The sequence below is a fragment of the Aeromicrobium sp. PE09-221 genome (assembly GCF_002174305.1).
Classification (GTDB): Bacteria; Actinomycetota; Actinomycetes; order Propionibacteriales; family Nocardioidaceae; genus Aeromicrobium.
The window spans coordinates 34,513-56,738 of the sequence record NZ_MIJB01000007.1 but is presented as its reverse complement, the minus strand read 5'-3'; the positions used below and the strand labels follow the sequence as shown (position 1 = coordinate 56,738).

At 68.8% G+C, this 22,226-nt stretch carries 14 protein-coding genes; 3 read left to right on the top strand and 11 right to left on the bottom strand.

Annotated features, from left to right (window positions below):
- Positions 1-37: 37 nt before the first annotated feature.
- From BHE97_RS03960 to BHE97_RS03940, 5 genes are all read right to left on the bottom strand, one after another.
- Entirely contained in the window at positions 38-1,717 is a 1,680-nt protein-coding gene (locus tag BHE97_RS03960; protein WP_087622728.1) for an ABC transporter substrate-binding protein, read from the bottom strand.
- Between the two features lie 317 nt (positions 1,718-2,034).
- Positions 2,035-2,709 (bottom strand): GntR family transcriptional regulator, encoded by a 675-nt coding sequence (locus BHE97_RS03955; protein ID WP_087622727.1) that lies wholly within the window; start codon positions 2,707-2,709, stop codon positions 2,035-2,037.
- 265 nt (positions 2,710-2,974) lie between these two features.
- Complete coding sequence (locus BHE97_RS03950; protein ID WP_087622726.1) at positions 2,975-3,682, bottom strand: hotdog domain-containing protein; 708 nt, start codon at positions 3,680-3,682, stop codon at positions 2,975-2,977.
- A 24-nt stretch (positions 3,683-3,706) separates the two neighbouring features.
- Positions 3,707-3,937, bottom strand: coding sequence for a biotin/lipoyl-binding carrier protein (locus tag BHE97_RS03945; protein WP_087622725.1), 231 nt, complete (start codon positions 3,935-3,937; stop codon positions 3,707-3,709).
- The gene (locus tag BHE97_RS03940) at positions 3,934-5,418 is read right to left on the bottom strand and encodes an acyl-CoA carboxylase subunit beta (protein WP_087622724.1); all 1,485 of its coding nucleotides are present in this window, start codon (positions 5,416-5,418) and stop codon (positions 3,934-3,936) included. Before BHE97_RS03940 ends, BHE97_RS03945 begins: the two co-directional genes overlap by 4 nt.
- Positions 5,419-5,690: 272 nt before the next feature.
- Here BHE97_RS03940 and fabG point away from each other — a divergent pair, with 272 nt between their 5' ends.
- The 3 genes from fabG (at position 5,691) to BHE97_RS03925 (ending at position 8,198) form a co-directional block, all read left to right on the top strand.
- Positions 5,691-6,446 carry a 3-oxoacyl-ACP reductase FabG gene (gene fabG, locus BHE97_RS03935; protein WP_087622723.1) on the top strand — a complete coding sequence of 252 codons (756 nt, stop codon included), beginning with the start codon at positions 5,691-5,693 and terminating at the stop codon, positions 6,444-6,446.
- 1 nt (position 6,447) lies between these two features.
- Positions 6,448-7,470, top strand: a complete 1,023-nt coding sequence (locus tag BHE97_RS03930; protein WP_087622722.1) for a phosphotransferase family protein — start codon at positions 6,448-6,450, stop codon at positions 7,468-7,470.
- Between the two features lie 107 nt (positions 7,471-7,577).
- The gene (locus tag BHE97_RS03925; protein ID WP_201791303.1) at positions 7,578-8,198 is read left to right on the top strand and encodes a TetR/AcrR family transcriptional regulator; all 621 of its coding nucleotides are present in this window, start codon (positions 7,578-7,580) and stop codon (positions 8,196-8,198) included.
- A gap of 247 nt (positions 8,199-8,445) precedes the next feature.
- Here the strand turns inward: BHE97_RS03925 and BHE97_RS03920 are convergent, their stop codons facing one another.
- The 6 genes from BHE97_RS03920 to BHE97_RS03895 all read right to left on the bottom strand — a co-directional run bounded on the left by BHE97_RS03920 (position 8,446) and on the right by BHE97_RS03895 (position 22,185).
- Positions 8,446-8,928: a hypothetical protein gene (locus BHE97_RS03920; RefSeq protein ID WP_140399954.1), complete on the bottom strand. Its 483-nt coding sequence runs from the start codon at positions 8,926-8,928 to the stop codon at positions 8,446-8,448.
- Between the two features lie 254 nt (positions 8,929-9,182).
- A complete protein-coding gene (locus tag BHE97_RS03915; RefSeq protein ID WP_087622720.1) occupies positions 9,183-9,605 on the bottom strand; it encodes a holo-ACP synthase in 423 nt (140 codons plus the stop codon).
- Between the two features lie 6 nt (positions 9,606-9,611).
- Positions 9,612-18,662 carry a type I polyketide synthase gene (locus BHE97_RS03910; protein ID WP_087622719.1) on the bottom strand — a complete coding sequence of 3,017 codons (9,051 nt, stop codon included), beginning with the start codon at positions 18,660-18,662 and terminating at the stop codon, positions 9,612-9,614.
- A 377-nt stretch (positions 18,663-19,039) separates the two neighbouring features.
- Positions 19,040-19,792 carry an SDR family oxidoreductase gene (locus tag BHE97_RS03905; protein ID WP_087622718.1) on the bottom strand — a complete coding sequence of 251 codons (753 nt, stop codon included), beginning with the start codon at positions 19,790-19,792 and terminating at the stop codon, positions 19,040-19,042.
- Positions 19,792-21,009, bottom strand: coding sequence for an acetyl-CoA C-acetyltransferase (locus BHE97_RS03900; protein ID WP_087622717.1), 1,218 nt, complete (start codon positions 21,007-21,009; stop codon positions 19,792-19,794). Before BHE97_RS03900 ends, BHE97_RS03905 begins: the two co-directional genes overlap by 1 nt.
- A gap of 30 nt (positions 21,010-21,039) precedes the next feature.
- Positions 21,040-22,185, bottom strand: a complete 1,146-nt coding sequence (locus BHE97_RS03895; RefSeq protein ID WP_087622716.1) for an acyl-CoA dehydrogenase family protein — start codon at positions 22,183-22,185, stop codon at positions 21,040-21,042.
- Positions 22,186-22,226 lie beyond the last annotated feature (41 nt).

The following is a 22,226-nucleotide window of genomic DNA, read 5'->3' as shown; positions in this document are numbered from 1 at the left end:
TTGCGGTGGGCGGGGGTGTCCGGGGGGAACCGACGGCTCAGTTGCCCGGCCAGCTCTGCTGGAGGTTCTCGCTCACCCAGACGTCGTGGAAGTAGACATAGGTGCCACGACGCTCCGGCATGATCCCGTGGACCCCCGAGGCGACGGCGATATTGGCATTGAATGACAGGAGCGGGAGATAGGAGACGTAGTCGCCCACGATGGACTGCACCTGGTCGAAGTCCTCACGCCGCTGTTCGTCGTCGAGGGATTGGACTGCCGATTCGAGCAGACTGTCCACCTCGGGGATACTCGTGCGGGTTTCATTGCTGGTGCCGTTCGGCGGGATGAAGCGCGAGTGGTAGAGCGAGTAGAGCAGGTCCGGCATGCCGTTGGTCCAGCCGATCGGGTTACCCCAGGCCAGGTCGTAGTTGTCCTCGCCCTGGATGACGGCGCTCGCTTCGGCGGGTGACACCACGTCGACATTCAGTTCGATCCCGATGTCCTTGAGTTGGGACTGGATCAGTGTCATGGTCCGTTGCATCTGGGTGGAGGTCGTCGCATCGAGGCTGAGCTCCACGCCGTCCTTGGAACGGATTCCCCCCGGGCCCTCCTGCCAACCGGCCTCGTCGAGCACCTCGGCAGCCGCATCCGGATCGAAGTCCGGGAAGCGAGCCTCCTCATTGACCCAATCGCCCATGCGCTCTTCCAGCAGGAAGTAGGCAGGCTCGTGCTTGCTGTCATAGACGGCCGAGTTGAGTGCCTCTCGGTCGATCGCGAGGGAGATGGCCTGGCGGACCTCGACCTCGCCGGCCGGACCGGGCGATGAGGTGTCGAAGGTCAGCCCACCCGGCTGGCCGTTCTTCTGGATCTCGACGACCTCGAACTGGTCATTGCCTTCAAAGCTCTCCTGGGAGAGAGGCGGAACGCCCATGATCGCGTTCACCTGGCCCGACTGCAGGGCCGCGGTCCGCGTCGAGTCCTCGGGTACGTACGTGAAGGTGAGCCGCTCGACCGAGGGTGCCGAACCGGCCGTCTCGGTGAAGGGCGGTCCCCAGGCGTAGTCGGGATTACGTTCGACCGTGAGATGCCCGTCGCGCTGCCACTCCACGAAGGTGAACGGTCCGCTCCCCATCGGTTCCTCGGCGAATCCCTCGTCCCCGACCTCCTCGACGTAGTGCTTCGGCACGATCGACAGGAAGTTGCGGGCGACATTGGCCAGGAAGGCGGCCTGCGGTTGCTCGAGCCGGACCACCACCGTGTGATCGTCGACCGCCTCGGCGGACTCGAAGGCCGACATGCTGGCGGCGGCGAAGGCGCTCTCGGGCATGTACTGAGGGTCCACGACCCGCTCGAAGGTGAAGGCGACATCCTCGGCGGTGAGCGGCTCGCCGTCCCAGAAGGTCACATCGTCGCGCAGTTGGAAGGTGTATTCCAGGCCATCATCGCTCACGTCCCACGATTCGGCGATCCACGGCATGATCTCGCCGCTCTCTGGTTCCTGCGAGACGAGCTGGTCGAACATGGTCATGCTGATCGTGTGGGCGTAGATCCTGTTGCCGCCGACATTGGGGTCGAGCGAGTTCATGTCGAACGACTCGGTGGTCGGCAGGGCGATAGACACCTCGCCGCCGTCGACCCGCTCGGCATCGGACTCTCCTCCGCCCTCAGTGCCCCCGCATCCGGCGAGCAGAGCCAAGGTGACTCCGATACCGACGGCCTTCATGCTTCGACGCATACGCCTTCATCCTCTTCGTGAATCCAACTGACGGTTCATCTCGCGGGGCCGTTCCCCGCAGTCCTGCCCGAGATTCCAGCCATAGCCACCGATCGCGATGGCATAGTGGATGCGGTATATGCTACACAGCATCGCGTATCTGTCAACGCTGCATGGGTGCCCGCTTCGAGCCCGATGCCCTAGCTCGACCGGTGCGGGCTACCAGGATCCCGCCGTGACATGACGGCGGCGCTACCACCGTGTGACGCCACCGGTCCGCGCAGAAAGCGCGAGGGGCGGTGGCCGCGGCCACCGCCCCTCGCGCTCTTTACTGCCGGTCAGATGCTGTCGGCGAATGCCCTCAGCACACGGTCTCGGACGGTGTCGATGTGCTGGCGCATCAGCGAACCCGCGGTATCGGCGTCCCCACGCTCGACCGCCTCGACCACGTCGAGATGGTTCTCAGCACACTCCAGCGAGAAGGGCGCGTCGGGCACGTCGCGCTGCCGCAGGGCGCTCGTGAGGTCATAGACATCACGAGTGAACCGTGCGAGGAGATGATTCTGGGTGGCCTGCGAGAGCGTGAGGTGGAAGTTCTGATCGCCGGCCTTGAATCCCGAACGGTCGTGACCCTCGACGGCCGCCTTCGCCTCCTCGGCGTGCAGCCGGGCCTGAGCCACGAGCATGGCGTCACCGCGTTCGGCCGCGGCACGGGCGACCTGGACCTCCAGGCCCGCCCGCACCTCGTAGGCAGAGATGATCGCATCCTTGGACGCCGTCACCACCTGCTGGCCGCCACCCGGCCCGCCCGAGCGGATGAGTCCCACGTACTCCAGTCGAAGAAGCGCTTCACGGACGGGGGTCTTGCTGACTCCGAGCTCACGAGCGAGGCCCGCCTCGGTGAGACGCTGCCCCTCGGCGAAGCGGTTCGCGACGATCGCGTCACGTACCGCCGCGTAGACCCGATCAGTCAGGCTGAGTGGTCGGTCGCTGATCTTGTCGAGCACGCTCATCGGGTCTTCCTTTTGACGAATGGCTGCACGGCACCCGGTGCCGCCGTGGCGGTGGAAACCTGCCGCACAAAAGTACGATACACGGTATCTGACAGCCCCGCGTCCGATCTCCACGGGAGGGGACAGACGCGAACCCGTGTCCTGCGTCGGAGGTTCGTTGCCGCGAGGCGTCGTCGGAGTGGATGCTCCGCAAGGCGGCGGAGCGAGGCTCCCCCAAGCACTCCGCTGCACACTCTCCAGCGGTGATGAACTTCGCCGCAAGACACTAGGTCCGCAGGCCCGCGGCGATACCCGCTCGTTCCGCCTCCGAGAGCGGGCGAGAACGCTGGGTGGCGGGATCGAAGCCGACGAGCACGGCGAGCGACGAGACGGCCACCGCGCGGTTCACGATCAACTGCGCGCCGATCGCATAGGAGGATGTACCGAGACGGTCTACCCAGAGCCTCGACTCGACCTCGTCGTCACCCCTGATGGGTCGGAGGAAGTCGACGGAGACCGTCGCGAGGACGACTCCCCCGGGCCCGGAAGGCATGAGCGTGGCTATGTACGGGATGCGGGTCTCCTGCAGGAGCTCGAAGATCCTGGGCGCCGAGACAGTCCCGTCGCAATCGAGATCGGAGGGTCGCAGCATGCATGGCAACTCGGCGACACTCGTGGCGGGCTCGACCTCGCCAGGAATGTCGAAGGACGATCTGACCGTAGCGAAGACCCGCCCACTCCCCTGGACCCCGATGCACTGGACGAGCGAGTTCTCACGGACCTGCGTGACAACCTCGACCGGACGCCGGCTCAACTGGATCGGACGGCTGAACTCGACGACGACGGACCCGCGCTGGCGGCGCTCCAGGACCCGGTCCGCCATCAGCGCGTGCTCGGCCTGTGCTGCGTACTCGAGATAGACGACATTGTTGACGTGGTTCAGCGAGTCGATGTCGGCCCATCGCATCGGGATCTCATGGCGGTACTCCTTCACGCCGCCGATCCTGTCAGAGATCCGTCAGGCGCTGAGCGTGGCGTCGATCTCGGCGACCGGATCACCTTCCTGGACGATCTGTCCCTCGGTGACCAGGATCCGGCTCACATGTCCCGCGGCGGGCGCGACGACGGGGATCTCCATCTTCATGGTCTCCAGGATCGCGACGGTGTCGCCGATCCCGACCGGATCGCCCTCGCGCGCCACGATCTTCCAGACATTGCCGACGATATCGGCGCGTGCGGGGACGGTCACCGCTCGCCCTCCCCGTGCGTGAGCATCCGCAGGGCCTGGGTCATCCGGTCACGTGTCTCCTCCGGGACGATCACATCGTCGACGATGCCCGCCTCGGCAGCGACATAGGGGCGCGCCACGTTCTCGCGATACTCCGCAGCGAGCTCGTCACGCAGTGCGATCGGATCGTCGGCGGCAGCGAGCGCGCGTCGATGCAGCAGAGCCACGGCACCGCCCGGTCCCATGACGGCGATCTCGGCACTCGACCAGGCCCAGGTCATGTCTGCCCCGAGCGACTTGGCGCCCATCGCGATGTACGCACCGCCGTAGGCCTTGCGCACCACCACGGTGAGCTTGGGCGAGTCGGCGTCGACGTACGCCTTGAGGACCTTGGCGCCATGCGTGATGATGCCACGGCCTTCCTCGACCGTGCCCGGAAGGAAGCCCGGGACGTCGACGAAGGTGAGGACCGGCACACCGAAGCGGCCGCAGAACTCCACGAAGCGAGCGAGCTTGACCGAGCTCTTAGCGTCGAGGATGCCGCCCCGACAGGCCGGCTGGTTGGCGACCACGCCGACCGGGCGGCCGTCGAGACGACCGAACAGCGTGAGGATGCTGCCGGCATGGCCGGGCATGAGCTCGAGGCGGGCGCCGTTGTCGAGCACGCCGTCGACGAGCTGGTTCATGTCGAAGACCACCGAGGCCTTGGCCGGCACGAGCTCGGGCAGCGCCTCGGCGGCGCGCGGGTTGGCCGGCACGGCGCCCCCGACCTGCTGGGCGCCCCCGGCGTGCGAGGGCAGGAAGGACAGCAGCAGGCGCGCCGACTCGAGTGCCTCGATCTCGGACGCGACCTCGAGGTGGGCGACACCGCTGGTCTCGGTGTGCAGCCGCGAGCCACCGATCTCGTCGGCCGTCGCGTCCTCACCCGTGGCGGCCTTGACGATGTCGGGGCCGGTCAGGAACATGTGCCCCTGACCCTTGACCATGATCGTCCAGTCGGTGAGAGCCGGCGAGTACGCGGCGGCACCGGCACAGGGACCGAGGATGAGCGAGATCTGCGGGATCCGGCGCTGCGCGTCGACATTGAGCGCGAAGATGCCACCGCAGCCGTGGAGCGCGAGGATGCCATCGGGCACACGGGCGCCGCCGGAGTCGTTGATGTAGACGATCGGGAAGCCGCGGTCGATCGCCAACCGCTGGGCGGCCATGATCGTCTCGGCCATGACCTCGCCGATCGCGCCGGAGGCGACCGCGGCATCGTGCGAGGCGACCACGACGGGACGGCCGTCGACAAGCCCCCAGCCGGTGACGACACCGCTGCCGCCCCCGTGAGCCGACCGCATCGGAGTGGTCTCGTTGAACGTGCCGTCGTCGAAAAACAGCTCGACGCGTTCGCGGGCGGTGTGCACCCGCTTGCCGCGGGGCTCGACGCGCGCGAAGCGCTCGGTCCGGCGGCGTGCGAGGGTCGCGCGGTGGTCGGCCACCTGCTCGATGTCGGTCACAACGACTCCTAAAACGTGAGGGTTTCCTCAACTATAGGGCAAACATGAGGGATTCCTCATCTTCCCGGCGAACCCGACATGTGATGTCCCACACCTGGTGCAGGTGCTAGAGTGCCAACTAAGCAAGCGCTTAGCAATCGCTTTTCCCGGTGGTCGAGTGCGACCGAGGGACGAGATACGCCACTCGTCCCTCGCGGCTACTCGATCACCGATCAGCGGCAGCTCTGCCTGCGAAACCTCGCATCATCGTCTTCCGACGGAAAGGGATCATCGTGTCCGAGACTCGTACCGCCATCGTCACCGGAGCCGCGCGCGGCATCGGACGAGGCGTCGCCCAGCGCCTCGCCGCCGACGGCCTCCAGGTGGCAGTCCTCGACCTGGACGAGGCCGCCTGCGCCGAGACCGTCGAGTCCATCACCTCCGCGGGCGGCAAGGCCATCGCCGTCGGCGCGAATGTCGCCGATGCCGACAGCGTCGAGTCCGCCGTGGAGCGCGTCACCTCCGAGCTGGGTGCCCCCACGGTGCTGATCAACAATGCCGGCATCATCCGCGACAACCTGCTGTTCAAAATGACCGTCGACGACTGGGATGCCGTCATGGGCGTCCATCTACGCGGCGCGTTCAACATGACCAAGGCCGTGCAGAAGCACATGACCGAGGCGAGCTTCGGCCGTATCGTCAACCTGTCGAGCACATCGGCCCTCGGCAACCGCGGACAGGCCAACTATTCCGCCGCCAAGGCCGGCATCCAGGGCTTCACCAAGACCCTCGCCATCGAACTCGGCAAGTTCGGCGTGACCGCCAATGCGATCGCTCCGGGCTTCATCCAGACCGATATGACCGCCGCGACGGCGGAGCGCATCGGCGTCGCCTTCGACGACTTCATCAAGTTCAGCGCCGAGCAGATCCCGGTCCAGCGCGTCGGCCAGCCCGAGGACATCGCCCACACGGCGTCCTTCCTCGTCAGCGAGGGCGCGGGCTTCGTCTCGGGCCAGGTCATCTACGTCGCCGGCGGGCCGAAGGACTGACATGACCGAGGGCCTCGACACAGGAGCGCTCGCCCGGTGGATCGACGCCGAACGGCCCGGGGTGTTAGACACCTCCGGGCCGCTCACGGCCACGCTCATCACCGGCGGCAAGTCCAACCTGACCTACCGCGTCAGTGACGGTGCCCGGGAGATCATCGCCCGCCGGCCACCGCTCGGCCATGTGCTGGCGACCGCACACGACATGTCGCGCGAGTACAAGGTCATGCGCGCCCTTGCCGACACCGCGGTGCCGGTGCCCGCCACCTACGGCCTGTGCGAGGACGACTCCGTCATCGGAGCGCCGTTCTATCTGATGGAGAGCGTCGCGGGCACGCCCTACCAGCGCGCCGATCAGCTGAGCGCATTGGGCGAGGAGCGCACTCGCGCGATCTCCGAGCATCTCGTCGACACCCTCGCAGCCCTGCACGAGGTCGACTACGCGGCGGTGGGACTCGAGGACTTCGGCCGCCCCGACGGCTACCTCGAACGCCAGGTGCGGCGCTGGAAGAAGCAGCTCGAGGCCTCACGGAGCCGGGAGATCGACGGCATCGACGAGCTGTATGCCCGACTGGAGCGGTCCATCCCGCAGTCCGGTGACGGCACGATCGTGCACGGCGACTACCGGCTCGACAACGCACTGGTCGACGACACCGATCACATCACGGCGGTGCTGGACTGGGAGATGAGCACGCTCGGCGATCCGCTGACCGATGTGGCGCTGATGGTGGCGTACCAGAATCTCGCGCTGCACGACAGCGGCGCTTCGCCCGCCTCGGTCACCGACGCGCCCAAGGCCCCCGGCTATCTGTCGGTCGATGCGGTCATCGACCGGTACGCCACGACCTCGGGACGTGATCTGAGCGAGCTCGGCTTCCACCTCGGATTGGCCTACTTCAAGCTGGCGGTCATCCTCGAGGGCATCTACTACCGCTACATCCACGGGCAGACGCTCGGCGAGGGCTTCGACCACATCGGCGACTCGATCTTCCCGCTCGTACAGCACGGCCTCGACGCCACAACGTGATCGGCCGGCCGCCGGGGGATCGTCACGAGGACGATTCCGCCGGCGGCTGGATCGATGCTGTCGCACCACAGAACCGACTTCGGACTCCGGTTCTGTACCCTAGAGACGTGACCGCGCAGATTCTCGAGCCCCGGAGGCGCCCCACCCAGGAGCGCAGCCAGCTCAAGTTCGACCATCTGCTACAGGTGTCGCGCGAACTCCTGCTGGATGTCGGTTTCGAGTCCTTCACCTGTGAAGAGGTGGCCCAGCGCGCCGGGCTCCCCATCGGCACCCTCTACCAGTTCTTCCAGAACAAGTACGTCATCGTCTGCGAGCTCGACCGCCAGAATGCCGTTGCGGTCCGCGAGGAGCTGGGGCGCCTGACTGCGGCGCTTCCCACCCTGGACTGGCTGGTGCTGCTCAATCGGCTCGTCGACCACATGGCCAGGCTCTGGATGGAGGATCCCTCGCGGAGGGCTGTCTGGATGGCGATGCAGTCCACCCCCGCCACCCGCGCCACCGCCGCCGTCACCGAGCGTGAGCTGGCCTCCGAGGTCGCCTACGCGCTCGGCCCACTCACCCCGGGCACACCGCGCGAACGCCGCCAGATCATGGCCGAGGTGCTGGTCTACGTCGCCTACTCGATGCTCAACTTCTCGGTCCGCGACGGTCAGGAGCACACCGAGGCCGTCATCGAGCTCAAGCGCCTGCTGAGCGCCTACCTGCTCGCCTCGCAGCCCCACACCTGACGAACGCGCCGGTACCGCCCCGGGTGCAGCTTGCCGCCGGGCGGGGACCGATGATGATGCGTTGGGGTTGTCATAGCAGCCGTAACGCATCGCCATCCGTCCCCGTCTCGATCACGACCGGCGCTGCGGGCGTTCGGTGCCACGGCGGGTCCGGCTGTGCTCGGAGCGGCGGCGGTCGGCCTCCCGCCACCGCGTCGACCATGCTTCGATCCGCAGAAGTCTGTCCTGTCCCGGCGAGCGGAGCATGTCAGCCGGCCACCGAGAGCAGGCCGAGGCCGAAGGCCGTGAAGATCCCGCCCCACAGCACGACCGCGGCGATCTGCCACACCACGACCTGCCGCCGGGCCAGGCCTACGGTGGTCATGATGAAGGCCGTCAGCGAGATCGCGAGCACCATCGGCGCGAGGAGGCTGGCGATCGGCACTCCCCAGCGGTCGACACGGGCCATGACCTTCTCCTGGCGAGGAGTGCGGGGCTGCTGGCGCTGGCGTTCACGACGCTGCGCGATCCGGCTTCCGAACGCGACCGCGATCAGGACGGCCAGGACATTGCCGAGCACGGCCGCGACGAGGGCGACGGGAGCGGGCAGACCGACGAGCGTGCCCACGAAGGCACCGACATAACTCTCCAGGAAGGGGACCACGCCGATCACCGCGACCACCAGGATCTGCAGGACGAAAGGCAGGGAGTCGAAGCTGGAGGCCAAGGACGACATCATGTCTCTGCTCATATGCTCCACTCTTCCGAAGTCCGCGTCACTCCCCCAGTGGGACGGCGTCACCTCTGCCGATGACATCTGTCATGGGTTCCCCTCACCCGCCGTCCGCCAACTGAGGACGTGCCTCTGTGGCTGCCCCGGCAACCCGCGAGTCGCATCCTCCGTGATCGGGCGACGGAAGATGTGCCTCTGTGGTCGTCATGACAACCACAGAGGCATATCCTCCGTCGCGCTTCGCCCCGCTGGCGACAGACGAGCCGGGAGCGCTAGGAGGAGGGGCGGGTGAGGGTGACGGTGGCGATCGCGTAGTCGCCGTCGTGGGAAAGGGAGACGAAAGCGGAGACATCGCCGGCCGCCTGACGCACCTCACCGTGCAGGATCAGTCGAGGCCGGCCCCAGGCATCGGTGACGACCTCGATCAGATGGTGGATCTCCTCGGCGAGCACCGGGGCACTCCCCCATAGTGACTCCGACCAGGCCTTGACGAAGGCCTCCTTGGCGGCCCAGCGCGCCGCCAAGGACGCGACCTCGGCGGCGCGAGACGCGGAGGCATCGGCAAGGAAGCTCCGCGCATCGCGCCGCTCGCCGGGCGTGAACACCCGGTCGACCCATGATCCGGGACGCTGAACTTGCTCAGCGAACCCCGGAACATGGACGAGGTCGACCCCAGTGCCGATGACGACCCCCATCGCGCATTACCGGCACTGGTAGACACCGTCGGCGCCGAGCCGCGCCTCCGGGTCGATCAACATGGCGGCCTCCCGCTCCCGCGCGCCCGCATCGCCGAGACGGCGACCGGCAGGACGGCGGTAGAGCGGCGATCCGCCGTACATGGCCTCGGTGAGCCGCATCCGTCCCTCGATCTGACGCTGCTCTGCCCGCTCGAGGTACGCCGCACGCTCCTCGGCGGGCAGCGCCTCGACGAAGGCCTGCGCGTGCACGACCGCCAGCAGACCCGCCACATGGCCGAAGCCCAGGCTCGTCAGCAGGCCGGCCTTGAGCGGGCCGGTCGCCAGCGGCTCGCGCAGCCACACCAGGTGCTCGTGCTCGGCGAGGTCGTCCATGACACAGTCCAGGCTGCGGTTCGGCGGCACGATGCCCGCCGAGAGCACCTGGCACAGGCCGATCAGCTGGAAGGCCGCGGCACCGCCCTTGGCATGGCCGGTCAGCGCCTTCTGGCTCATCACGTACAGCGGATTGCCGTCGCTGCGCCCGAGTGCTCCGGCGAGCCGCTCGTGCAGCTCGGACTCGTTGCGCTCGTTGACGCCCGTCGAGGTGTCGTGCTTGCTGAGCACCGCGATATCGTCCGCACCGACACCGAGGCCCGCGAGCGACTTCGCGAGCTGCGAAGAACGACCACCACGGCCCGCGGCGAGGGCACCGAGGCCCGGGGCCGGGATCGAGGTGTGCACGCCGTCGGCGAACGAGGCGGCGTAGGCCAGCACACCGAGGACCGGCAGTCCCAACTCGGCCGCGAGCGTGCCGCGCGCGAGCAGGATCGTGCCGCCGCCCTGCGACTCCACGAATCCGCCGTAGCGACGGTCATTGGCCCGGCTGAAGTAGCGATCCTCCAGTCCCTTGGCCGCCATGGCCGAGGAGTCGGCCGTCGCGGACATGTCGCCGAAGCCCACGATGCCCTCGACCGACAGGTCATCGAAGCCGCCCGCGACTACGAACTCGGCCTTGCCGAGCTTGATCTTGTCCGCGCCCTCCTCAACCGACACGGCCGTGGTGGCGCACGCGGCGACCGGGTGGATCATCGCGCCGTAGCTGCCGACGTACGACTGCACGACGTGCGCCGCGATGACATTCGGCAGCGCTTCCTGCAGGATGTCGTTGGCCTTGGACTCGCCCAGCAGCGTGTCGATGTACAGCGAGTGCATCGAGCTCATGCCGCCCATGCCGGTGCCCTGGGTGTTGGCCACCAGCGTCGGGTGTACCCAACGCAGCAGCTCGGCGGGCGTGAAGCCGTTCGACAGGAACGCGTCGACGGTGCACACGATATTCCAGAGCGCGACCCGGTCCACGGACTCGACCATCTCGGCCGGGATGCCCCAGACCGTCGGGTCGAAGCCGGTGGGGATCTGGCCACCCACGGTGCGCGTCAGCTTCATCGTGCGCGGCACGCGGATCTCGGTGCCCGCCTTGCGGGTGACCGTCCACTCGCCGTCGGCATCCTGGGAGATCAGGGTGCGCTCGGGATCGGCCTCGCGCATCGCTCGCGCCTCAGCCTCACCGGACACCGTGAAGGAGAGATCCTCCTCGAGGTAGACCGAGGTCAGCAGCGGCGCTGCGTTGTCGGTCATCGAGCCGTCGTCGGCGTACCGGCGCACGCCGACCCGCTCGCGCACCACCTCCTCGTAGCGGTCGGCGATGTCCTCCTCGGCCACCGGCTCGCCGCTCTCGGCGTCGTACCAGCCGCGGTTGACGTCATCCCAGGTCAGCAGGCCCGTGGTCCAGGCCAGCTCGAGCACGCCGGCCGCGGACAGCCGGTCGCTGACCTCGACCTCGAAGCGCGTGCGCGCCGAACCGTAGGGGCCGAGCTCGCCCGCGCCGACGATGACGATCATGTCGTCGAGCGAGGTGCTCACCTCCCCCCATGCGGGGGTCTCTACGACATCGAGCTGTGCCGGTGAACTGGGCAGCGCGGCGATGGTGGCCGCCCCCCGGTCCTTGTCCTGCGCGTCGGCGCGGCCGCTCGCGCTCTCCGCGATGGCGGCGAGATCGAGATCGACATCACCGAGCCCGGCGGTCAGGTCGACCTCGACCGGGGCCTGGAGGGCCCGCTCGCGAGCCTCGTCGACGCCGCGAGTCAGCAGCGCCTCGGCCATCTCATCGGTCGACCACGTACGGACGCCGAGCGCCTCGACGGCCTCGACCATCGGGTCGTTGCCGCCCATGAGGCCTGTGCCGCGGACCCAGCCGATGATGGCGTGGGCCAGTGTCGTACGGCCGCTCCACGAGCGCTCCGAGCTCCACTTGGCCACGAGCGCGTCCAGCGCGGCCTTGGCCTCGGCGTAGGCGCCGTCGCCGCCGAACATGCCGCGATTCGGTGAGCCCGGCAGGACGACATGCAGGCGCCGGGTGAGGTCACGGTCCTGCACGTGCTCGGACAGCACGCCCACGAGACGCTCGACCGACCAGAGCAGCACACGCATCTCCAGCTCGGCACGCGGACCGGCATCGGTGGTGTCGCCCATGACACGTCCGGCCGCGAAGGGGAACAACAAGGTCGGGGTCAGCGCCGGCTTGGACACCGTGGTGACACCGGCCGCGGTCTGCGTCTGCTCCGATCCGATCCACGCAGCGAGCGCGTCGATATCGGCGAAGGACGCCATATTGGCCGGGACGACCCACAGGGCCGCGCCCTGGCGGGCATGGTCGCGGTAGAGCCTCTTGAAGAAGCCGAGCTTGCGTCCATCGATGCCCGAGGTGGTCGCGATGACCGTGGCCCCCTCGGCCAGCAGGCCACCGACGACACCCGCGGCGATCGAGCCGCGGCTGGCACCGGTCACCACAGCGACCTCGCCGGCGTAGCGGCCCGGCGTGGTGTCCTCGGCCTCGGCCGCGATCCGCTCGAAACGCGGAGCGAGCCCGTTGCCGGCGTGAGCGGCCCACCAGCGCGCCTGCCGGGCCACCGTCTCGCCGGCACCGACGAAGGAGCCGGTGACATCGGCACCGTGGGCGATCCGCGCAAGATCCTCGCGGGCGCTGGCCCACCGGTCGTCGAGCACGAAGGCCTTCTTCTCATCGAAGGCCGGCGCCGTGGCCTTGACCCAGTCCGATCCGAGTTCGGCCTCGACCCGTTCGAGCACGCGAACAGCCTGCTCATCGGTCTCGACCTCCGTCGGGACCTCACTGAGCCCGAGCTCTTCGAGCACGAGGCGCGCGGACTTGGCCAGCACTCCGTCGCGACCGGTGATCTGGTCGGTGAACTCCGCGAGTGCCTCGGCATCGACCGTGGCGCCACCGCTGCCGCCCGTCGCCGGGAGATCCACGCTCACGCCATAACGTGCGGCCACGGCCTTGACGCTGGCATCGACCGCCGCGTCGACATCGGCGCCGCTGTTCAGCGAACCGAAGGAGCCGAACTCCCCACCGCGCACGCTCGTGCCCTCGCGGGTGGCCATCGCGAGCTCGGCGAGCACGTGCGAGGCCCAGCCGGGTCCGAGCTGCCAGGTGCCGGTGACGCGATCGGTGATCGCGGCCGGCTTCTTGCCCGCCGGGCCCAGGACCTTCTTGAGATGCTCCGAGATGGTCTCGGTGAGCACCGGACCGAAGGCGCTGTAACCGCGAGCGAGGCCCTTGACCTGCTGGCCCAGGGTCACCAGGTCGGCATCGGCCGCACCGTCGATGGCGCCGAGCGACAGCTCCGCACCGAGATCGACAAGCAGCTGGTTGCGGCGGCTCGAGGCCCCGTCGCACAGTGACTCGATGGAGTCGGCGGCACCGATCTGGTCCAACCGCAGCTTGGTCCACCAGGCCACCAGCGTGCGGGTGGCCTCGGCGGCATCGAAGGCGATGTCATCGGGACGCGGCCCGCCGGCCGGCGCTGTCGGGGCGGCCGCCGGAGCCGGGGTCGCCTCCGCGGGTGCTGCCTCCGCTGTCGGCATCGCCTCCAGGGCGTCGTCCTCGACCTCGGGCTGGTCTTCGTCGGTCGCGAAGACGACGGACGCATCACGCTCGATATTGGACACCTCGACGGTCCCGTACTCACTGTCCGGGAGCTTCAGGGTCGACGAGGCCAGGTTGGCGACGGTCGGAGCCGAGCCGACGCCGATCTCGACGAAGCGCTCGACACCGAGCCCACCGCGCTCGACCGGTGTGAACATGAGGTCCTGCGTCTCGATCCAGCGCACGGGGCTGGCGAACTGCCAGGCGAGCAGCTCGATCAGCACACGTCGGCACAGCGCACCGGGCCGCGCGGTCCACTCGTCGAAGTTGGCGAGCACCTCGCGCAGCGGCGCGGAATCGACCAGCTCGGCGATCTCGACGACGAAGTCGCGATCGAGACTGAACGGGCGGGGAACCAGGTTCGGGATGTAGCGGCCGGCGAGGATGGCCGGATCGATGTCGGCGGGCAGCAGCTCGTCGAGCCGGTCCCGGAAGTCCGGGACGCCGCCATGCAGAACCCGCGAGTGGAAGGGCACATCGATGCCCGGCACCAGGATGAAGGCCGCCTTGCCACCGAACTCCTCGCGGCGGCGGGCGATGTCGCGCTCGAGCTCCTCGAGCCCGGCCACCGTGCCCGCGATGGCGTACTGCGAGCCACGCAGGTTGTAGTTGACGATCTGCAGGAACTCGCCGGTCTGCTCGGAGATTCGTTCCACATAGTCCGTGACCTCGTCATCGGCCAGGCCGATCTGGGAGGGACGGATGGCCGCGAGTCGGTAATCGCTGCGTCCCTGCGCATCGCGCGGCACGAGCGTGTGCATGACCGATCCGCGCTGGAACACGACCTCGACGACGGCCTCGAGCGGGATGACACCCGACACGGCCGCGAGGGCGTTGTACTCGCCCACCGAGTGGCCGGCCAGGATCGCGCCCTCGACGAAGGCGCCTGACTCGCGGAGCTCGGCCATCTGGGCCGCGCCCAGCACGGCCATCGCGACCTGCGTGAACTGGGTCAGGTACAGCACACCATCGGGGTGCCGATGCGTGACACCGTGTGCGGTCAGCTCGGTCGGGTTGTCACGGACGACTGTGAGGATCGAGAAGCCGAGGGCAGCGCGGGTGTGCGCGTCGGCACGGTCCCAGATCTCGCGGGCTGCCTTGGAGCGCTGGTATCCGGCCATGCCCATGCCCTGGCTCTGGATGCCCTGGCCGGGGAAGGCGTACGCCGTACGCGGTGCCGCCAGCCGGGCGCTGGCGGCCATCACGACCTCACCGTCGGCGCGGACCGTCACATCGAGGACCTCGGCGCCCGCGTCCAGACCCACGCGATCGGCGCGGATGTCGACCTCGGCACCGGGACGGACCGGCGCCATGAACCGGGTGGTCCAGCCCTCGAGCCGGCGACCGGTCTGCGCCACCACCTGCTGCTGGGCAGCGGCGGAGGTCCACATGCCGTGCACGATCGGCGCGCCCAGGCCGGCCAACCGGGCCGCGGCGACGCTGGTGTGGATCGGGTTGTGGTCGCCGGTGACGGCGGCGAAGGCCCGCAGGTCCGTGGGGGCGGACACGGAGGCGGCCGCACGCTTACGACGCGGGGTGTCGCGGACATCGTCGCCCAGAACGCCTCCGGCACGCGCCGGGTCGGCCAGGTCGCCCTGCCCTGCCCGGCCGCGGATGGCGAAACGCTCGGTGAGCGCCGCGACCTCACCGGAGTCGGTCACGATGTCGACGTCGACCGTCACCACACGTCCGTAGGAGGAGTCGACCACGCCACGCAGGGTCGCGGTGATGGTGAGCTCGGCGTGCTCGCTCGGGATCTCGCCGATCGCGATCGCGTGGTCCAGGTGGACCAGGTCGAGCATGCCCTCGACGACCGGGGTCCCCTCGTCATCGGTGGCGTCGCCGATGACGGCGAACACGGCGGGCCAGACGAGACCGACCAGGACATCGGGTGCCGGATGAGCGCTGGGCTCGACCGGTGCGCCCGAGACGGCCGCGTGATCGGCGCGCAGGTCGGGGGTCCAGGCCGCGGTGAGGCGCGCGACGCCGTCATTCGCCTCCGGGACCGAACCACCGGCCGCACGAGCGGCCAGAGCCCGCATCGCCTGTGCCGCATCGGCCTGGGTCACGACGGGGCTGCTGCCCCAGCAGACGCCGTCCCCGACACGGATCGGGAGGGTCAGACGCTCGCCGCCGGGCAGCGGCACTCGCAACTCGACGAGGGCGGACGAGGCACCGAGCTCGGCCCCCGTCTCGGGGTGCTCGGCGGTATCGGGCCCGGTGACGACCCAGCCGGTGCCGAGCCGGTGCACGGGGTTGCCGACGGTGCGGCCCGCCCAGACGACATCCGGCGAGGCGAGCACCAGCGCGAGCGACTCGGCGATGCCGTCAACCTCGATGCGACGACGACCCGCGACCCGCTCGGGTGCGGAGCCGGCCGCGAGCAGGGCGTCGATGACCTCGTCCTCGAAACGCCGGAGCAGATCGGCGACGGGCTCGTCGACACGGGTGATGCCGGCGACCGAACGCGTGCCTGGGATGATGCAGACCTCGTCGGCGCTGTACCGGGCGTCGTGCGCCTGCCATAGCGAGTCCGAACGCCACCAGCGCCGCACGTCGGCATCGATGACGGGCACGAAGTTGACCGGCTTGCCGGGACGCTTGCACTGCTCGACGAAGAAGGCCTCGTCCGCGGGGTGGAGCACGATGTCCTCGGCCGCGGGATACGCATCCAGCAGCGTCGCGACGGCGGCGAAACCGTCCTCGACATCGGTGGCCGCGGGGAAGCGCGTCGGGATCGGACCGCGATCCTCGTCGGCGAGACGGGCCTCGGCGCGCTGAATCATCGCGTGGAAGCGGTCGCGTAGCGTGACATCGAGCCATGCGGCCTCACCATCGGCCGAGGTGCCCGAGAGCTCGACGAAGCGACGCAGCCACTGGGCGTAGCTCATGTCGCGGACATCGCCGAAGTACGGCTTGGCAGTGCGATCGATCGCCGCGATGATCTCATCGCGGCGCGCGGAGACGGCCTCGGCATCGCCGGCGACCTCGTCGAGGAGGCGGCCCGTGCGCGAGGCGGTGTTGTCGATCTCGTGGATGTCGGCACCGAGCTGGCTGCGGCCGGAGGCCATGCCGCCGGTCGCGGTGCCCGCGCCGACCCAGGCACCGGTGCCGCGGGTGTCGACGAGCAGCTGCTTGACCTCCGGCGAGGTCGTCGCCTCGAGCGTGGCCATCGCGGCGGTGCCGACGAGGACACCGTCGAGCGGCATCGCGGGGAAGCCGTGACGGCGCGACCACTCACCGGTCAGATAGGTCGAGGCGGCCTCGGGGGTGCCGATGCCGCCGCCGACGCACACGACCACATTGGACTGCGCCCGCAGATCGGCGTAAGTGGCCAGGACGAGATCGTCGAGGTCCTCCCAGGAGTGGTGACCACCGGCGCAGCCGCCCTCAATCTGCACGATGACCGGCAGCGGGGCGAGCTCGCGGGCGATCGCGAGGACCTGGCGGATCTGCGCGACGGTGCCGGGCTTGAAGACGACGTGCGCGATGCCGGCCGAGCGCAGATCCTCGACCAGCTCGACGGCCTCGTCGAGCTCGGGGATGCCGGCGGTGACGATGACAGCATCGATCGGGGCGCCGTTGGCGCGGGCGCGCTGCACGAGGCGCTTCTGCCCGAGCTGCAGCTTCCACAGATAGGGATCGAGGAAGAGCGAGTTGAACTGGTACGTGCTGCCGGGGGTCAGCAGCTCGTCGAGCTCGGCGACGCGGTCGGCGAAGATCTCCTCGGTGACCTGGCCGCCTCCGGCGAGCTCGGCCCAGAAGCCGGCATTCGCGGCGGCAGCGACGATCGCGGCATCGACGGTGGTCGGCGTCATGCCCGCGAGCAGGACCGGTGACTTGCCCGTGAGCCGGGTGAAGGCCGTCTCGGCGACGGTGCGTCCGTCGCGCAGGGTGACGAGCCGGGGGGCGAAGGCCGACCAGGGAGTCGGGCGCGCGGGGACGGCCCCCACGGCCGTCAGCTCGCGGTGCCCACGACGTGTGGTGGTCGAGACGATGCCCGCGCCGCGGGGGCGTGTCTCGGCGGCGCTGAGGCGTGCGGCGAGGTCGCCCGGGCCGAGGTCGAGGATCCACTGGGCACCGGCGTCGAGAGCCTGCTCGAGCGAGGTGACCCAGTCGACCGGATCGATGACCGAGCGCTGTGCGAGGTCACGGGCGAGGGTGGCGTCGAGGCCGACCCGACCGGCCCACTCGGCGACCAGGTCGGCCACCTCGACGAGATCGGTGTGGTGGAAGGCGACGCGCGCCGGCAAGGCCTCGATGACCGGCGCGAAGGGGGTTCCGCCGGTGATCTTGCGATCGCGCTCGGACTTCTCCTGGGCGGCGACGGACTCGAGTCGCGAGACCGCACGATCGAGCTCGGCCTGCGGTCCGCAGAGGACGACCGCACGGCGGCCGTTGCGGATACGGCACTCGACTCGGCTGCCCAGATCGGCGACGATCTCCTCGATACGAGCGGGGTCGACATTGCTCACGCTCAGCATCGTCGATCCGAGCAGGCCACGGCGACGACCGACGATCTGGGTGGCCGCGCCGACGAGGCGGGCCACGGCGAGCGCGGTGGTGACGTCGAGGCCGTCGAGCAGATCGGTGACGAGCTGACCCTGCGAGTGGCCGATGACGGCGACCGGTCGGTGGTCAGCGGGATCCAGTCCCTGGCGGCGCAGGGCGGCGAGGGCGGCCACCTGGGTCAGGGCGATGCCCGGCACGGAGGCGGCGGGCTCCTGGAGGGCCTCGGGGGAGGGTACGGCGGCCGCCTCATCGTCCTCGGCCGATTCTCCGACGGCGAGTGCGTCCACCCAGGCGAGTGGCGTGAAGGCGATGCCCGTGCGCGCGAGTTCACCGACGAGGGGCTCGAGGATCCGGTCGACCTCGCTCGTCACGGCGGCCAGATCGGACTCGAGCGCGAAATCGCGCACCAGCTCGGCCAGCGGCGGCAGCCACTCGCCACCCTGTCCGGCGAAAGCGAGGGCGTAGGGGGTCGTCGAGCGGAGCTGGTCCACGAGCCGGATGCCGCTGACGGCATCGGGGCGGGCGGACGTGAGCGCAGGCGTGGGGTCGAGCGTCGTCATAGGAGCCATCGTACGATAAAACATGAGGAACTCCTCATCTTTTATGCGAGGTTCTCCTCATGTTCTTTCTCACATCGAACCCTGGGGGGAGCTAGTGTCCTGCGTCGGAAGCTTGTTGCCGAGAGGCGTCGCTTGAGGGGATGCTCCGCAAGGCGGCGGAGCGCTGGCAGGCTCGGACGCCTTTCGAGCGACGTCAACGCAGCGGAGCGCCGCTCAGAAGGCGGAAAGCGGTGATGAACTTTTTCGGCGCAGGGCACTAGCACCCTCTCGCGGTGGGCGGTGGCCTACGCACGTCTCAGAGCCGTCGAGAGGTGCGCAAACCACCGCCCCACGGGACGAGAGGTGCGCAACCCACCGCCCACCGCTCGGGTGAAGGATCAGACCCCGCCGGTGAGGGTGAGCCCACCGTCGAGGGTGATGTTCTGACCGGTGATCCAGCCCGCATCGTCCGACAGCAGGAAGGCGACCGCGGCCGCGATGTCCTCGGGGATGCCGAGGCGCTTCATCGGATAGGCGGCGGAGACCTCCTCCTCGCGACCCTCGTACAGAGCACCGGCGAACCGGGTCTTGACCACCGCTGGAGAGACCGCGTTGACCCGGACCTTCGGGGCCAGCTCGACCGCAAGCTCCTGCGTCAACCGGATGACCGCGGCCTTGGAGACCCCGTACATGCCGATCATCGGGGAGGGCTTCAGGCCGGCGACCGAGGCGATGTTGACGATCGCCCCGCCGCTCTCGCCGAGCGACGCGGCATAGGCCTTCTGGGCCCACTCCGTCGCTGCCAGGACGTTCACCGCCAGGATCTTGTGCGCCGCCGCGAGGTCGATCTCGATGGTCCGGCCGTACACCGGGTTGATGCCGGTGTTGTTGACCAGCAGGTCGAGCCCGCCGAAGCGGTCGATCGCTGTGGCGATGGCCTCGTCCTGATGCTCGGCGACATCGGCGGCGCCCGCCACGAAGGTCGCCTTGTCCTCACCCAGGTGCGCGACGGCTTCCTTGAGGGCGTCCTCCTTGCGCGCCGTGATGAGCACCTTGGCGCCCTCGGCGACGAGCCGCTCGGCGACACCGAGACCGATGCCCCGGCTGGCGCCGGTGACGATCGCGACCTTGCCGTCGAAGCGTCCCGACATCAGCTGAGCCTCTCCAACACCATGGCCATGCCCATCCCGCCGCCGACGCACATCGACTCCACGCCGAACTGCTTGTCATGCCACTGCAGGGAGTTGATCAGCGTCGACGTGATGCGGGCACCGGTCATACCGAAGGGGTGACCCACGGCGATCGCACCGCCGTTGATGTTGAGCTTCTCGAGCGGGATGCCGAGCTGCTTGGCCGAGCCCCAGGCCTGAACCGCGAAGGCCTCGTTGATCTCGAACAGGTCGATGTCTTCCAGGGACATGTCCGCGTGGCGCAGCGCCGCCGGGATCGCCTCGACCGGACCGAGGCCCATGATCTCGGGTGAAAGACCGGTCACGGCGGTCGAGACGATCCGCGCGAGCGGTGTCAGACCGAGCTCCTTGGCCTTGGTGTCGCTCATGATCACGAGAGCCGCGGCGCCGTCGTTGAGCGGGCAGGCGTTGCCGGCGGTGACGGTGCCGTCGGGACGGAAGACGGGCTTGAGCTTGCTGACGGCCTCCATCGTGACGCCCGCGCGCGGGCCGTCATCGGCGGAGACCACGGTGCCGTCGGGCAGGGTCACAGGCGTGATGTCCTTGGCCCAGAAACCGCTCGCGATGCCCTCCTCGGCCAGATTCTGGCTGCGGACACCGAACTCGTCCTGCTCCTCGCGGCTCATCCCCAGATGCTGGGCCACGTTCTCGGCGGTCTGCCCCATGGCGATGTAGAGGTCCGGGAGGTCGCCGTTCTGGCGCGGATCGGTCCACGTGTCGGCGCCGCCCTCGGCGCGTGCGGCGGTACGAGCGCGAGCCTCGTCGAAGAGCGGGTTCTCGGTACCCGGCACGTCGGCGAACCCATTGCCGAACCGGCTCACGGTCTCGACACCGGCCGAGATGAAGACATCGCCCTCACCGGCCTTGATCGCATGGAAGGCCATCCGCGTGCTCTGCAGCGAGGACGAGCAGTAGCGGTTGACTGAGGTGCCGGGCAGGTGATCCATGCCGGCCAGCACCGAGACCGCGCGGGCGATGTTGTGACCGGCCTCGCCCGCGGGCTGGCCGATACCGCAGATGAGGTCGACGATGTCGCGACGATCGAGTTCGGGCACCTTCGCGAGCGCGGCCTCGACCATCTGGACGGTCAGGTCATCGGGTCGCATGTCCTTGAGCGAACCCTTACCGGCGCGCCCGATCGGCGAACGCGCAGTGGAAACGATGACTGCTTCGGGCATCAGTTGTCCCTTTCTGTGGAGACGGAGTTCTCAGAAACCGAGGTCGCGGCCGATGAGTTCCTTCATGATCTCGTTGGAACCGGCCCAGATCTTGGTCACTCGGGCGTCGCGCCAGGCGCGGGCGACGCGATATTCGTTCATGAAGCCGTACCCGCCGTGCAGCTGCACGCAGTGGTCGAGTACATCGTTCTGCACATCGGCGCTCCACCACTTCGCCTTGGCGGCGTCGATCGCGGTGAGCTGACCCTGGCTGTGCGCGAGCACGGCCTGATCGGTGTACGCCTCGGCGACCTCGATCTTGGTGACGAGCTCAGCGAGCAGGAACTTGTTGTGCTGCAGCGAGCCGATCGACTGCCCGAAGGCCTTGCGATCGTGGCAGTACTGGATGGTCTCGGCGAGGATCTGCTTGGCATGGGCGATATTGGAGACCGCGGCGCCCAGACGTTCCTGGGGCAGCTTCTTCATCATCGAGATGAAGCCGGCTCCGAGCTCGCCGATGACGCGATCATCACCGAGGCGCAGGTCCTCGAAGAACAGTTCGGCCGTGTCGGATTCCTCCTGGCCGACCTTGTCGAGCTTGCGGCCGCGGCTGAAGCCCGCGTCACCGGCCTCGATGCCGAACAGCGTGATACCGCGGGCACCCTTGCTGGGGTCGGTGCGCACAGCGGTCACGATGAGGTCGGCCGAGTAGCCGTTGGTGATGAAGGTCTTGGAGCCGTTGATGACCCACTCGTCGCCGTCGCGGACGGCGGTCGTCTTGAGCCCGGCCAGGTCCGAGCCGCCTGAGGGCTCGGTCATGCCGATCGCGGTGACGATCTCACCGGTGGCGCAGCCGGGGAGCCAGCGCTGCTTCTGCTCCTCGGTGCCGAGGTCGACGATGTAGGGCACGGTGATATCGGCGTGGATGCCGACACAGGACGAGATCGAGGCGTTGAGCTTGCTGAGCTCCTCGGCCCACACGGCATTGAACCGGTAGTCCCGGGCATCGGCGCCGCCGAATTCCTCGGGGATCTCCAGGCCGAGGAAGCCCTCGGCTCCGGCGGCGGTCCAGAAGTCACGAGGGAGGCCTTTGCCGGCCAGGTGCTCCTCGACGTGCGGCTGCACCTTCTTGGCGAGGAAGGCGGCGCACGACTCGCGGAACGCCTCGTGGTCGTCGGTGTAGATGGTTCGCTTCATGGGGCTCTTTCGCAATGGGGTTACTAAGCGCTTGCTTAGCA